The sequence below is a fragment of the Desulfosporosinus orientis DSM 765 genome (assembly GCF_000235605.1).
Taxonomy (GTDB): Bacteria; Bacillota; Desulfitobacteriia; order Desulfitobacteriales; family Desulfitobacteriaceae; genus Desulfosporosinus; species Desulfosporosinus orientis.
The window spans coordinates 3,936,946-3,951,608 of sequence record NC_016584.1 but is presented as its reverse complement, the minus strand read 5'-3'; the positions used below and the strand labels follow the sequence as shown (position 1 = coordinate 3,951,608).

At 40.5% G+C, this 14,663-nt stretch carries 16 protein-coding genes; 12 read left to right on the top strand and 4 right to left on the bottom strand.

Translation table 11 applies throughout. The features are described from left to right. Positions 1-75 precede the first annotated feature (75 nt). The 12 genes from DESOR_RS30850 (at position 76) to DESOR_RS18435 (ending at position 8,909) form a co-directional block, all read left to right on the top strand. Positions 76-375 (top strand): molybdopterin-dependent oxidoreductase, encoded by a 300-nt coding sequence (locus DESOR_RS30850; protein WP_345788308.1) that lies wholly within the window; start codon positions 76-78, stop codon positions 373-375. Positions 376-485: 110 nt separating this feature from the next. Continuing rightward, complete coding sequence (locus DESOR_RS30395; RefSeq protein ID WP_052304326.1) at positions 486-878, top strand: molybdopterin dinucleotide binding domain-containing protein; 393 nt, start codon at positions 486-488, stop codon at positions 876-878. A gap of 341 nt (positions 879-1,219) precedes the next feature. Beyond that, positions 1,220-1,864 carry a Crp/Fnr family transcriptional regulator gene (locus DESOR_RS18475; RefSeq protein WP_014186103.1) on the top strand — a complete coding sequence of 215 codons (645 nt, stop codon included), beginning with the start codon at positions 1,220-1,222 and terminating at the stop codon, positions 1,862-1,864. 156 nt (positions 1,865-2,020) lie between these two features. Then, positions 2,021-3,385 carry a reductive dehalogenase gene (locus DESOR_RS18470; protein WP_014186102.1) on the top strand — a complete coding sequence of 455 codons (1,365 nt, stop codon included), beginning with the start codon at positions 2,021-2,023 and terminating at the stop codon, positions 3,383-3,385. Between the two features lie 18 nt (positions 3,386-3,403). Beyond that, positions 3,404-3,703 (top strand): hypothetical protein, encoded by a 300-nt coding sequence (locus DESOR_RS18465; protein ID WP_014186101.1) that lies wholly within the window; start codon positions 3,404-3,406, stop codon positions 3,701-3,703. A 140-nt stretch (positions 3,704-3,843) separates the two neighbouring features. Then, complete coding sequence (locus DESOR_RS18460; RefSeq protein WP_014186100.1) at positions 3,844-5,085, top strand: 4Fe-4S binding protein; 1,242 nt, start codon at positions 3,844-3,846, stop codon at positions 5,083-5,085. A 72-nt stretch (positions 5,086-5,157) separates the two neighbouring features. Next, the gene (locus DESOR_RS30715; protein ID WP_014186099.1) at positions 5,158-5,283 is read left to right on the top strand and encodes a hypothetical protein; all 126 of its coding nucleotides are present in this window, start codon (positions 5,158-5,160) and stop codon (positions 5,281-5,283) included. 60 nt (positions 5,284-5,343) lie between these two features. Then, the gene (locus DESOR_RS18455) at positions 5,344-6,381 is read left to right on the top strand and encodes an FAD:protein FMN transferase (protein ID WP_014186098.1); all 1,038 of its coding nucleotides are present in this window, start codon (positions 5,344-5,346) and stop codon (positions 6,379-6,381) included. Between the two features lie 39 nt (positions 6,382-6,420). Continuing rightward, positions 6,421-6,744, top strand: coding sequence for a NusG domain II-containing protein (locus DESOR_RS18450; protein WP_014186097.1), 324 nt, complete (start codon positions 6,421-6,423; stop codon positions 6,742-6,744). 70 nt (positions 6,745-6,814) lie between these two features. Further along, on the top strand, positions 6,815-7,003 hold the full coding sequence (locus DESOR_RS18445; protein ID WP_014186096.1) for a Sec-independent protein translocase subunit TatA/TatB: 189 nt from the start codon (positions 6,815-6,817) through the stop codon (positions 7,001-7,003). 660 nt (positions 7,004-7,663) lie between these two features. Beyond that, positions 7,664-8,089, top strand: a complete 426-nt coding sequence (locus DESOR_RS18440; RefSeq protein ID WP_014186095.1) for a hypothetical protein — start codon at positions 7,664-7,666, stop codon at positions 8,087-8,089. 211 nt (positions 8,090-8,300) lie between these two features. Then, the gene (locus tag DESOR_RS18435; protein WP_148265293.1) at positions 8,301-8,909 is read left to right on the top strand and encodes a TetR/AcrR family transcriptional regulator; all 609 of its coding nucleotides are present in this window, start codon (positions 8,301-8,303) and stop codon (positions 8,907-8,909) included. A gap of 391 nt (positions 8,910-9,300) precedes the next feature. Here the strand turns inward: DESOR_RS18435 and DESOR_RS28245 are convergent, their stop codons facing one another. The 4 genes from DESOR_RS28245 to DESOR_RS29010 form a co-directional block, all read right to left on the bottom strand. Next, positions 9,301-9,441, bottom strand: a complete 141-nt coding sequence (locus DESOR_RS28245; RefSeq protein ID WP_014186093.1) for a DUF2442 domain-containing protein — start codon at positions 9,439-9,441, stop codon at positions 9,301-9,303. Positions 9,442-9,550: 109 nt separating this feature from the next. Then, entirely contained in the window at positions 9,551-12,016 is a 2,466-nt protein-coding gene (locus DESOR_RS18430) for a LuxR C-terminal-related transcriptional regulator (protein ID WP_014186092.1), read from the bottom strand. A gap of 187 nt (positions 12,017-12,203) precedes the next feature. Next, complete coding sequence (locus DESOR_RS18425) at positions 12,204-13,121, bottom strand: hypothetical protein (protein WP_014186091.1); 918 nt, start codon at positions 13,119-13,121, stop codon at positions 12,204-12,206. Between the two features lie 83 nt (positions 13,122-13,204). Next, positions 13,205-14,653: an Ig-like domain-containing protein gene (locus DESOR_RS29010; protein ID WP_014186090.1), complete on the bottom strand. Its 1,449-nt coding sequence runs from the start codon at positions 14,651-14,653 to the stop codon at positions 13,205-13,207. Positions 14,654-14,663 lie beyond the last annotated feature (10 nt).

Genomic DNA, 14,663 nt, shown 5'->3' with positions numbered 1-14,663 from the left:
ATGGGTGCACATACGGATGATCGAAACCCCAAAAACTGGCGGACGCTGAAGACTGGATTCCCTGCCCTTCTCGGAATGCATCCACCTAACGTGATGCCTGAAGAAATAAACAGCGACCACCCAGAACGGTTACGTGCTGTGCTCGTCTCTTCCAGCAACCCCTTGCGTTCTTTTGCAGATACTACAGCCTATGAACAAGCTTTTTCTAAGCTGGATCTTTTGGTAACTATCGATGTTGCCATGACAGAGACAGCCAAGATGTCGGATTACGTTCTGCCCGATCGCTCGCTTTACGAGCGCTGGGATACCACGTATTTTCAGGTGAATTATCCTGAAATCTACTGCCAGATGCGCAGGCCCATCGTGGAACCATAGGGTGAACCCCTAGAGGGAAGTGAGATCTTAACTCGTCTAGCGGATAAACTGGGCTTTATTCCGGCTATCCCAGAATCACTCTATGCTGCAGCGGGTTTGAAGAAGAGCAATTGCAGGCGGATGGAAAATACTCCTTTATTCTCCTGGCCGGAAGGCATATCGACGAGAATGCCAATAATTTGATGCGGAATCCGGAGTGGAATCGTGGACGACGAGCTTGTACCCTGGCCATGAATCCGGATGATGCTGAGCGGCTAGGTCTAAGTGACAAACAAATTGTGAAGGTTACCACTGAGGCAGGAACGGTGGAAATAGAGTTGGAGACAACCGAAGTGACTCGTCCCGGTATGGTGATCATTCCACACGGCTTTGGATTGGAGTATAATGGGGAGACTTATGGGGTGGGTGTCAATCGTCTGACCAAAAACACTCACCGTGATCGCGTCGCAGGTACGCCTTTACATCGTTATGTAAGGTGTAAGGTGGAAGCAGTTAGCAGATGACAAAGGGTAGTTGGAGGGATATGGCCTTCTGATTCGGCATTAGCCTCATTTACCGGAGAATTTGAAATTGTTCTCAGTGTTAAATTTGAGAATGTACGTGAAGCAATATATACTGTTGTTTACGGGTAAAGTCAGTCAGAAAGAGTTAAAGTTTATAGTTCTGTCCATGGCCGATGGGATCGAAAAAACGCACAAGATCGCTGTACTAGTTTAGTTAATGTGCAGTAAGAAATTTACAGGTAACCATACCAGTATGTCCGTTAATTTTGTCTATGGATTGGACGAATAGCAGTTAAGCGATTGCTATTGTAAGAATAATTTACGGAAAGTAGTGAAGGAGAATGGACGATAATACTTTTCTAAAATTTAATATTACAATAGATTACTTTAAAAACTTAGGGGAAACGATTTTCAAAAAAAAGGGAGAAATATTTATTACGCCCGACGATATTTTAAACGGTATCTATGTTTTACTAAAGGGACGAATAAAATATCTGCTTTATTCCCTTGATGGCCGGGAAAAAATAATATTTATTGGGGAACCGGTATGCATTATCGGAGATGTTCCCACTTATGACAGAAGACCCGCAGGGACCTTTGTTACGGCGCTAATGGATCTTGAATTAGTTTTTATTGAATATCACACTGTTATAGAAGCCATAGATAATAATCCTGACTTTTCAAAGTACTTTATCACGTCCATTTGTAATAAAACGCGAGGATTAATGGCTGAAATGGGGGAACAGTGTTTTCAAGATGCTGAAAGTAAAGTTTTAAAGATCATTATCCAATTTGCCAAACATTATGGAGATTTTGAGAAAGAAATGATAAAAATAAACTTTCCACTTAGTCAACAGTTTATTGGCAATCTAGCCAGTCTCAATAGAGTAACAACAGCTCGGGTTCTAAAAAGCTTACGGGAAGAGGACATAATTGATATTGAAAACGGAAAATATATTTTAAAAAGAGTTTCTTTATTAGATTAATATATTCCTAAAGTTGATCAAGTTCTTTAAAATAATTTAGAATTTGTTTTATAAACAGACCTGTAGCCTAGACTACAGGTCTGTTTTTTTATGGCTGTTATTATTAGTAATGCATTTATGTCTTAAAGTTATACATTTCACTAAGGAGGCCTAGGAATGGAAGAAAATTTTAAAGAAAAAGAGGTACCTTCTGAGCAAGCCCCAGCAAATCAAACAAAATCAAAAAATAATTTAAACCGTAGGCAATTCCTTCTATCATCATTGGGTATTGGAGTTGCTACAGCTGTCGGGGCTACAATTGGCGTCAACCCGTTTACTAAACCTGAAGAAGCATTGGCAGAAGGTACAGAAAAGTCAATACCGCTTATTGTCCATGATAACATGCCCATCGAGATTGCCAAGGATTACAAACGCTTTAATCAGAAAAATACTATTTTCTGTAGGTTTGGTTACGATCCCGAAATCATGTCTATAGGAAAAACATTTAGCGAAAAGTTTCATGGAGTAGTCCCCCCATCAGGTGAACCAGGCTTTACTGAAACAGATGCTGCAGTTGCATTAGCCGCTTGGTCAGTTGATCATGAGTTTGCAACTAACAGTGAATTTGGAGTCCCCAATCAAGGGTTATATGCCTGGGAAGGGCCAATTAATCAGCGCAAACCAGGAGTAAAAGATGCTGAAGATGGTACTAGCAAAATTAAAAAGGCTGCTAAATTTTTGGGCGCCAGTTTAGTCGGTATTGCAGATTATGATGATCGATGGGTATATTCAGAGTTTTTTAACCCATTTACGGGCGAAAACAGTTCCCCGGAATTTTCATTTGAACCAAAGCACGTCATAGTTATGGCAATTGAAATGGATTATGAATCTTTTTTAACGGCTCCAACTTTACTGGAAAGTGCAGCCGCTGGACTGGCATATTCACATATGGCCGAGACTGCACATAAAGTAGCGACATTTATCCGTCAACTGGGTTATCAAGCCATTCCTTGTGGTAACGACACAGCCATTAGCCCAGCACTTGGTGTACAGGCTGGCTTAGGAGAACTAGGACGTAATGGTCTTCTGATTACCCCACAGTATGGTCCGAGGGTGAGACTTTGTAAGGTGTTTACCGACATGCCAATGAATGCTGACAAACCTATTACGTTTGGAGTAGAGAGATTTTGTGAGACGTGCATGAAATGTGCGGACTCTTGTCCGAGCAAAGCCATTTCTCGAGATAAAAAACCCTCGATGCAGCAGGGTCCGTCGATTTCCAATAATCCAGGTGTGAGAAAGTGGGCAATCAATCCAGAAAAATGTTTTAAATTTTGGTCAGAGAATGGTGGAGACTGTGGAAGCTGCATAGCTAGTTGCCCATACAATAAATTGGATGTATGGCATCATGAATTAGCCAGAACCATGGCCGGGACACCTGCTGCACCGATGTTAAGAAGTATGGATGACTTGTTTGGCTTTGGTAAGGTTAATGATACACAAGAAATTAAGGATTGGTGGAAAAAGGATACTAAATACTAATAAAACGAGGTGATAGTTATGATACTATTTTGGATATTAATGGGTACCATACTTGCTTCAGGAGTTTGGTATGGAGTTCTAAAGTTTAAAGGATTATCTTGGTGGCAATGGGGGCTTTACGGGGTATTACTTCTATGGTTGGCCTTTTCTTTGGGATGGATTGTGACAAGTCTTGTTGAAGGGGAAGTACAATCTGCTGGGATGGGAACTTTAATTTTTGGTGGAATTGAGATAATTCTACTCATTGTATTTTTCAGAGTGGGTAAACCCTTCGACAAGGTAAGCAGTAAAAATAAAGGGAAAATTGTCTCTCAATAAATAATATTTTGTTTTCATAAATCCGGCTTCTATTTGAGTCGGATTTATGACTTGCTTACAAAAGAGTGATGAGCAAATTTGATTAATTCAATGTTTGGTTACTCTATTTTGAATTAAAAATTTGAGTGAGGGATTCTATTATGGAGGGAACGAAACAACCAATCATTTTAAAACGAATCATCACGGGTTTTGTCATATTGAGTTTAGTAATTGCCTTAATCTCAAGTTACTTTCTTCGGGGAAATGACTTATTACCCAAAGTAAAGGAGTCACTTCCCCAAGCACAGTATTTTGTAAAAGTATCTACGAGCCCTGTCGTCTATGAAGGATACTCCGACGAGGATCATCAGAAGAAAGTTGGTTTTGTCGCTATAGGGGAAGCTACGGGCTATGGTGGTCCCTTGACCATGGTCACGGGAATTGATTTGCAGGGAAAAATTGTAGGAATAGTCATTGCAAATCATAAGGATACACCAAGCTTTATTCAGATGCTGAAAAATAAGGGTTATTTGAAGCAATTTATAAGCAAACCTGTTACAGATTCGTTAAGTATTGAAAATGACATTGACCGGGTTTCTGGTGCGACCTACTCATCGAGAGGGGTAGCGATGGCAGTTGCTCAAGGGGCTCATTCTGTGGCCCAAAGGCAATTAGGTCTTTCCGTGACTCAAGAACCTACTCCCGTTAAATTTGGACTTAAAGAGATGTCAATTCTCGCATTAATCCTTTTGGCTTACGTTTCTGTTCAATTTAAAATTTCAAAATTAAGATGGGTTACCCTTATTGGTGGATTGATTTTTTTAGGATTCAAATTTAATGCAGCGATTTCTATGTCCAATATTGCTAGTCTCTTGATGGGATATTTTCCTCCCGTCAAACAATATGTTTTTTGGTATCTCCTTCTAGCAGGTATTCCTGGTTTGATTTTTGCCTTGCGTAAGAATATCTACTGTTATTGGTTGTGTCCCTTCGGTGCAGCACAGGAAGTAGCTGCTAAAATAGGAGGAGGAAAATTCCGGTGCCGAAAAGAGATTGACCTGAAATTGCGAAAGATCAAATATGTCTTTGCTTATCTATCGCTAATGCTGGCATTAATATTTCAAACTCCCGGATTTGCAGGTTATGAACCATTTGCCACTCTATTTGGACTCAAAGGATTTGGCGTTATGTGGTTTATTCTGCCTATTGTGCTTTTCTCATCCCTATTTATCGATCGGTTTTGGTGCAAATACTTTTGTCCGGTTGGAGTTGTGAACGAACTCATCCTTAAAGCCAGACGATTCATCGATAAATTATTTGAACGAGCCCCTAAAAGGGCGATTTCAGAGGTTTCAAGTGTCCCTGAAAGTCTTTGGGGCTTAAAAGCTAAGAAAAAGCACTAAAACGGTTCTATAGATCTTTTTTCTAAACACAGTTTAAAATCTGTTTATGAAAAAAATCGGGGAGGTAAAACGATGGCCGAAGAAGTAAAAAGCAACAATGATAAAATGGGTAGCAAGGATTATATTGTGGTATTTTTGGTTATTCTTGTAAGCATTTTGATTGTTATAAGTATGTACCAATCCCTGACAGTCTACTAAGAAATACACTTGAGGAGAATGTCAATGAAATAGCATAACTCCTGCAGGGGGGGATTACAGATGTTAAGTGATATTAAGGAAAAGAAAAAATTGGGAGTATCTTTCCTTCTAATATTTGTTGCAATGGTTGTAGCAACAAAAGGCTATCCCATCTACCAACAAAGTGCTAATTATCATGAAACTCGAATTCTGTTTGACACTGAAGTTTATATAGAAGCTCATGGCTATCATGCGAAAGAAGCAGTTCAAGAGGCTTTAAGCTTGATGGCAAAAGTTAGTGATCAATTAAATATGTATTCAACAACCAGTGAAGTTTCACTTATAAATCAGGCTGCAGGCCAACATCCCGTCGTCGTATCCTCCTTAACGTTTAGAGCAATTAAAAAGGCCGTTGAAGTTGCACGTATGACTGATGGTGCATTTGACCCAGCTATTGGCCCGCTCACGTTGTTGTGGGGGATCGGAGCGGATGGAAAACACAATCCGATTCCGAATGAGCGACAGGTCAAGGAAACTTTAAAATTAGTGGATTATCAAAATATTATTTTTAATCAGTATCAATATAGTATCTTTCTTTCAGAGGCAAATATGAGGCTTGATTTAGGAGCGATTGCTAAAGGGTACGCTGTCGGGCAAGCGGTTGAGGTTCTTAAACAAAATAATATTCATTCTGCCTTGGTCTCTGCCGGAGGGAATATTTACGCTCTAGGCGATAAAAGTCAAGGGAAGCCTTGGCGAATCGGAATTCGCGATCCAGAACAAAAGGATCAGATCATAGGTTATGTAGACTTAGTGAATCAAGGAATTGATACTTCAGGCGATTATGAACAATTCTTTACAAACGATGAAAAAAAATACAGTCATGTCATCAATCCCTACACAGGCTATCCAGTTAGCAAGACACTTGAGAGTGTGGTTTTAAGTTCGGATTCAGCCCTGGCTGATGCACTGTCTACAGGGATATCGACCATGGATGCCCAACAAGGGTTAAAGCTAATCAATAATATTCAAGGAACGGAAGGCATGGTCATTGAGCAGGATAGCCAGAGGAAAGCTACCTTAGGATTTAAAAGGGCTTTCAAGGAAGCAAAACAATAACTTAATAATTATCTGAAAGAATATGATGGAGGGGTAGAGATGGTTTCTGTTGGAGAATTCTTGGTTCTGATTTTAGGAGCAGTCGCTGCTACAAGTTTAGGTAATCGAGGGGCTTCCTATGAAATCACAGTAGACGGAAAAAAGGTAGCGTCGGGCAAGCTGAATTCAATGAGTAAGAAGCAGATTAACGTACCAGTAAAAAAAGGTACGGCCAAAGTAATTATGGAGAATGGGACATTGTATGTACCAAGAATGGATAAGCATTTATGCCCAAAAGGGATATGTACGAGCATGGGTGCTATCTCCCAACCAGGTCAATCCATTGTTTGTATACCGACCAAAATGGTTGTTAGAATTATATAATAAGAATTGTTGGAAGGATTAAGGTGTTAATAAGGAACAGTTAATGTCAATTTAACGAGGTGGAGAAGATATGCTTATTACATTTGGCTTCTTAACGCCAACTACGTTAGTCATCGTTCTCGTGATTGCACTAATTATCTTTGGTCCTGGGAAATTACCTGAATTAGGAAGAGGTTTGGGTCAAGGAATCAAGGAATTTAGAGAATCGGCTCAGGAATTACAAGAGCTTTCTGACGTAAAGGTAAATTCGAAGGATTAAAGACCACCATTGCTGGCGTGGGCACAGTGTTCGACCTGCAGAACTTTATCAATCCGATTCTTTTCCTAAGTCGTAACTGAAGGAACAAAACATTGTGCTTTTAGAGCTAAAAGTGAGCAAAAACAAGGTAAATAATGCAAATTTTACCCGTTTTGGGCCGTTTCATAGCTTAAAAGGGGGTGCCCACGGGATATGACCTCAGACAGGAAAAAACAAAGGCATCAGGATAGAAAATCTTGACGCCTTTGTTTTTATATACAAGTTAAAATGAAGTTCCTTTTCGGCAGATCGCATGCCCATTTCGTAGGCCTGCTTCATGGCCGGGTGGCCTTTTATCTCGCCGGACTGCCACACGCCGGTCGCATATAAAGGATGCCTTTCTCACGGGCGCCTGGCAAACAGTCCTCTGTAAATCTACGGAAGCCTTCAATGGTACGCTCCAGCATCTGCTTATCCGTATCGGCATCAGTAACAATAAAGTAAAATTCTTCCCACAGAAATTTCAGTATATCTTGGAACTGCACGAATGATAAGTGTCAAGCGTCATATCGACGAAAAATATTTTATTCACCGCATTCCAGAAAATTATTGACATAGTGTTACCAGAGCAGTATGCTGAACATAGTTCATTTGAACAATGTTCAAAAAGAGGTGTAGGATATGATACTATTTGCAGTAAAAAAACAATATTTATTATTGATTGCAGGATGTGTTTGGATGTTTGCAGGATTTATGGTAATGAAAACAGGCTATCCGTTTTTAAAAAAATCAACTTCATTAGGGCTTATTCTTTTAGGAGCTGCTATCATATTTTTAATATTTTATTTAAAGATTTTTTCTAAATTAGTTAAAAAGCACGAGACAAGAATTAGAGATTACGAAGAAGATAGAGTAGCTTTTTGGAGATTTTTTGATAAAAAGCAATATATCATTATCGCTATTATGATGAGTGGAGGGATTCTTATGAGATCTTACCATATAGTGCCAGATTGGTTTATCGCATTTTTTTATCCTGGATTAGGGTTTGCACTTTTTTCTTGTGGAACTAGGTTTGTAGCTAGATATATTGAATTTGAATGGGAGTAATTTTACAAGCAGATTATTGGAATGAGAGGTTAGTTATTTGAGTTTGTAGCCAAAAATGTAGGACAATGTATATTGTATTAAAAAACATGCCTTGTATACTATATAGTTTCAAGTATAATGATTATTAATGTTAGTGCATGGGTCATTGTAGGTAATAGGATCAACATTATAAAAAGCATAATTAGGAACCTTTGCAGAATTGTTGGGCTATATGTTGTTAGGCGTTGCTTTAATAATATTAAATGCAGAAATAGGTGATGAAATGAAGATAATAGACGTCAGCAGAGAAGATATCCTAAAAATAGGAATGGAAATGCTAACTTCAGGAAATGTCAGGTCTTTGACGTTAAGAGACTTATCCAGCCAAACAGGAGTTTCTGTAGGGACGTTATATAATTATTTTGGAAATAAAGAACAGCTTAAAAGAGAAGTTTTAGGCTACTTTTGGAAGTTAGCAATGCACCAAGAAAGTGTCCTTGATTGCGAAAATATAGATTTTATCAGCCATGTAGAGCAGGGTTACAGTATTTTTTTTAGGAATTTCCAAAAAATACATAATTCTATGAGTAATAATACTTCGAATACTGCAAATAAATGTGATATGCAAGCAAATTTTCCAGTGAAGCATATTAGTGAAAAACTAGAATCTTGGATTGATAGGTTGATAGAGTTTCATACTGATGAACTGAAAAAAATAGAAGCGATATGCACAAGAACTGAAATCATCAATTATATTGCTGACAGTTATATGGGGAGCTTTCTAAGAGGTGATAACAATCTTGGGATTGCAATGAAAGTATTAAGAGCATACTTATTATAGAATTAAACAAAATTCCAAAAAAATTTCTAGGAATCTTGTAACGAAATGAAATATAAAGGAACAAAGCGGGAATCTATATTTTAAAAAATTGGAATGCATTGGGAAGATAATAGGCTGTTTTGATACCATATGATAGGATATGATAAATATTTTCAATATAATAGAGCGGATGTAGCTTGGTAGTAAGGGGTTTATGGGCAAAAATGAAGTATGTTTTATATTTCCTCAGACCGTATATTTCGTTTCAGAAGAGCAGGTTTCTCGGCGAATTAGAGCATCTAATCCGTAAACAATTACAAGAGGATATCCTCAGCAGATCAGCTGACCATCAAAGAGTTTGTTGACCCGTTTACGCTTATAGGGCTAGAGCAAACCACCCGCTGAGCCTTTTTTAAAAACTCCTTGTCCAAAGCATGCCAAATCTTACTGTGTAAAGCCTGGATTCAAGATTAAGGATTATTTCACTGCCGTTATCCAGCATGATCTCAAGACGGTAACCATCCAATGGCGTTACACCTTTTATCCGACTCATGCATCAACCTCCAAAAACATAAAAAATCTACCACCCTTTAAGTGTATGACGGCTACTTATGTTTTTCTATCATCCGGAGGGTGATTTTGCACAATACGGACGTTCATTGCTAGAAGAATTGTTTCAACAGTACTCTGGATTTGATGCCGAGCTTCTCAAACACACTTTTCATCTGAGTTTTTACGGTGTTTTCAGATATGAACAGCTTTTTCCCGATACCTTTGTTTGAATAGCCCTCGGCGGCAAGTCTCGCTATTTCTTCCTCTCTGCTTGTCAATCCTGTCCTGTACTCTGAGAAATGTTCCTTTTTGATCTGATCCAAGGCCCTTTGATAGGGCTCCGACAATTCAAGAATCCTGGCAATTCCGTCGCGCCTGAAGCCTTCCCTGTACAGCTTCTCAAGAAGTGGCCTGATATAATCGCAGTTCTCTACAAAAGGCATATATACCTTATCCGGAAGAGCCATTTCAAGAGCCCGTCTCATGACATTCAAAGCATCCGCTTCCCTGAATATACGGTTATTAGCCGACGCAATGTAAATATTTGTATATATCAGTGCCAATAGATTCGGGAACACAGAGGCTATCCCTATAAAATGCTTGGAACTGCCGATAAGCTTAAGATATTCACCATTTGTGAGGAGCGTCCTGCCATATACGATATTAATCATGGGAATGATCGGAAACAGCAATCTATAACTGCTGATATCACCTATTGCAAGCCATACGGGCACCTTGTCACCTTTTCCTAGGAGTGCGTAAAGATAGCCTTCGCAGATCTCGACAGTATGGATTAACAGGTATTCCTTTTCCTTTACAATCTCGTCGCGCATACTTTCCAAATGGCCTAGGGCGACGGGAAAATCGCCTTGAACCAAGGCAATGCGCATTTTAAGAAACAGAACGCATATGATATTTGCAACCTGATTCTTTGATTGAGCTTCGTACATTGCCTGGTGCGCCACAATTTCAGCATTTTCGAAGCAACCCGTGTTAAAATGGTATTCGGCACTCATGACGTATTCACCTCCGGCTGCGTTGCCATTTGATAAACGGCTGTAAAGGGGAATGTCCTCCATCATGGTCTCAATATGCCCAATCAATTTTCCGGATTCACGGTAAAACATATATAGAACGGAGGGAGAACCAAATGTCCAGATGGAGTTCGCATACATAATGGAGGAAGGCTCCTTCAGCAACTGGCCCGCTTTTCGATGATGCTTTGCCATACGGCTGATGTCGTTATACCCGGTAAAACTCAGAACCATTTCAAATTCGCCCATAAGACGGTTGCGTTCATTTTCGTTCAAAGTAATATCGTTATCGATATTTCTTACGAATTTATCACAAGTCATCTTGAAAAGAGGAATCTCATTGAATGAAAACAAACGGAACGCAAATAATAGCATTACAAAATGATTTTTGGCTTTAACGGCATCAGGGCATTCGGTAATATATTTCACGACCAGTTCTTTTCTATACGGGGGATTAATGTTGATTGCCTTTTCCACTTCAATGGCTTGAAATACTCCTTCAAAATCACCGCATAAGTAATAATAATGCATAGATTGTATGAAATTGCCGTTTTTCAAATACCAGGACGCCGCTCTCCGATACAAATCGAACTTAATATTCTTTCCTTCAAGCACATCCTTCAAAAAGTTTGTTAAAATGGTATGCACATAATATGCTTTTTGCCTTGTGTCATACTTGACAAATGCGTTTCTATGGGTTATTTCCTCAAGAAGAGCAGTCGTATTGTCTTTTCCCCACATATGAGCGGCCTGATCCGCCGTGAAACTGTCAAATATGCACATCGTCACAAGGAAATCCTTGACTTCTTCCGAAAAGGGTGCGTAGACGGCATTCTCCATTAGCTTATATATGTTCGTTATGTCGGAATAAGTTCCGTTCGCGATGTAATTTAGCATGAGAAGATAAAGCGCACTGATCCAGCCTTCCGTCAGGGCATGGAGCCTTTCGGCATCAAAATCTCGTATGCTTACACCGCAGAGTCTGAAATATTCAGCTATCTCTTTAGGAGTCAACTCAAACATTTCCGTTTTTAAATGATTAACATATCCCTTTAATTTAAGCTCTTCAATATTCTGAATTTCGATGTAACGCGCGGTCAGGACGATATGAAGATTGGATATCTCATTACGCACGACGGATTCAATAAAGGCGTTTATTTCAGCACATCCCGCAAGATGATAATCATCAATGACAATTACCGATTGCTCAGGGAAATCAATGGTGCCTATAATATGCAACGCCTCCTGAATTGATACACTGTCATCAGGAAAGCCAAGCCGGATAAGACTTTGGGCGCAGTTATTGTCAAGGGTGTCCAGTTGCCTGCAAAACCCGTTCCAGAATCCGGTTGAAGTGTTATCATAAATGTTCTGCCACAGCATCTTGGCTGGGTTATTATCAAGATATTCCCTAACTGCCGTTGTCTTTCCGTAGCCCATGGGGGCTTCGACTATTGTCAGAGGATAGTCAAAAATCTCCTTCATGGCATCCGTTATACGATCGGTAAAATAAAAGCTTTTCGTATTGTAGCTTATTCGCATGCTGCAACCTCCGAACAAGAGGGCTGATTGGTTAATATTTTACATTATCTTGCCTAAAAAAGTAACGCTTTTGTGTCAAATATTTGAAAATACGGGGTATAACTCCTCTAAGTAAAAAGGGGCTTGCTTTGAAATCATTACTGACTTCAGAGCAAGCCCCTTTCATTAGCCTGTATAGATTCAATTGTCATTCATTGTTGTCCAGGGTTCCTTCTAAAGTATCTCCCTTCAAGAACATATAATTGGCCCAAAGAGGATGGTCCCTTTTCATGTTTTCCTCCAGGAATTCATACTTCATGGCCTTTTCTAAATGATCGCCCAGGGCATGGGGGACTTCGATACTTAAAATAAGGCCCTGATCTGTCAAATAGTATTGCGCATCTGCTTGGGAAAACAGCCTTATGAGATCCTCGTTGGAATATTGATTTGCTATTTCTTCCTTGATATTAACGCCGGCTGCTTCAAGGTCTAAATCTCTGGAGGGTGCATACATCCAATTGGATTTATAGTCTTCAACAAAGGTTTTGTCTATGACAAATAAATCAGAAAGAGGAATGACGGAATCTTTGTCCAAAGAGATGGTTAGCGTATGGTAGAGACTGACGGGATGAGCTAACGATTCTGCATAGTAGTCTATTTCATAGCGGATGCTCAGGACTATCGGTGAGATTTGAGAATACTCATATATACCGTCGATAGTGAGCGTTTCATCATCAACATTGCTTTGAATGGTCTCGATCAGGTTTTCCATATCATTCATAATCAGATCATTGGCTTGATCAGCTTTTTCCTCAAGACTGGGTTCCAGAGTACTGGTATTGACGAACATGGGATATTTAACGGTGATCCCCTTAACATTCCAATTCCTGGATTCTGTTTCGTATGAATACGGGGGCAGTAATCTGGTAGGACCGTCAGGGTTCATCGTTGCCTTATCAGTAGGCGCTTGCGGTTCGGGTGTTTGCGATTCCAGTGGCTTGGACGTTTGCGTTTCCAGATTTTGTGATTGTTGCTTCTCTGCAACATTCTTTACTGAACATCCCGTCAATTCCAGACACATTATGAAGATGCCCATAAATATCATCAGCTTTTTAGGTAAGTTCATTTTCACTATCTCCCAGCTAATATTTTTCGTTTATTCATTATAATTTCCTTGAAACATCACCCATCAGGTGATCCTAACAATCTTTATGGATTGTGATGTTTCTGCTTTTGTTTTATCAAAACCAATGCCACAACACCTATTACAAGCAAGGAACCGACAATTGATGCCAGAAGGAAACCGGAATTACTAGTCGCTTTCGCACCAACATCAGAGGATGCAGAAGCAGATCCAACCTTGACATCCCATTCTTGTTTCAAGTCGCCGGATTGAGCAATCAACGTCAATTGTCCCTCTTTCTTTCCGGTAAATACCCCGGTTGACGCATCAATCTCTGCCAAATCGGTGTTGGAAACACTCCAATTGATTGGATCTGACACTCCGATTGGCTGAGCGTTCATCTTAAAGGTCTCTCCGACCTGGAAATTGGTCTTGATATCCAGACCCTGAATGGATTTGACCCAGACATTGATATCAAAAGAAAAGGCTTTTTCTGAGCCGTCCACGGAGAGTGTTCCGGTGATAGTTGCCGTTCCGGGCGAAATACCGGTAATAACACCATCTGCATCCACGGAGGCGACTTCAGGATTCTCGGATGTGCATGTGATCATTGCCGGAACATTTCCCGGCGTTACGGATACCACCTTCGCCGTTTCCCCGACAGGCAGAGCAGAGCGGGAAGGCGTCGCAGTCACCAATGGTATGGAATAGACTAAACCATCTCCGATATCGGTTTCTGATCCGGCAACGGTAAGGGGTTCTTCGCCTTTCTCCAATACCATATCATGGGCCGCTTTCATCATGGAATCAGCGGAACCATAAATGAGGATGGGTGTTTCAGTATCAATGCGATAAACAGCGCTGAGGTCGTTGGCAATCAGGAATTCCCCGATTAGTACGCCGGTGTCTGCAAAAACAGCCTTCATATCATAAAACCAGCCGTCTACTTCCGTATCGGACATTTCCAGCCGGTATTCCCCGTTATTGTGATTCAGGCTGGTCGCCGCTGTCGCGAGGCCTTCAAGCAGTTCTCCCGCCGATTCCGGTGTAACCTCAAGAGACTTTTCCAGCCAGATGTAGATTCCCTCGACTGGAACGGGGAGAGTGCCGGTTTGTGTGACTGTGACTGTATCTCCATCAAGAACAAACCGCAGTGAAACCAAGCCGCTTTCCGTTTCTTCTTCACAGGTGCCGGTTCCGTTTTCTTCCACATGGAAAGTGCCCGATAAACGGAAGTCTGTGGTCATATCTTCAGCTTCACTGCCTTGCATTACATCGAGTTCAAACAGTACACCCCCATTATCCAGAGGCAACAGCTGCAGCTTTCCGCTGTTGTACTGGTTTCCGTCCTTCTGGTTGAAGGTGCCGCTCACCCCATACCAGTCATCCGGCGAAGCGGCCTGTACGGGTAAGTATCCCGTCAGACACAGAAGGAAGGTCATGAGTAGGGCGGCAAGCCCCCGGAGACATACCGTTATGAACGAAAAACCAGCAGTTTGATTTCCTTTAATATTATGTGTTTTATCAATCCACATTGCGTTCGTC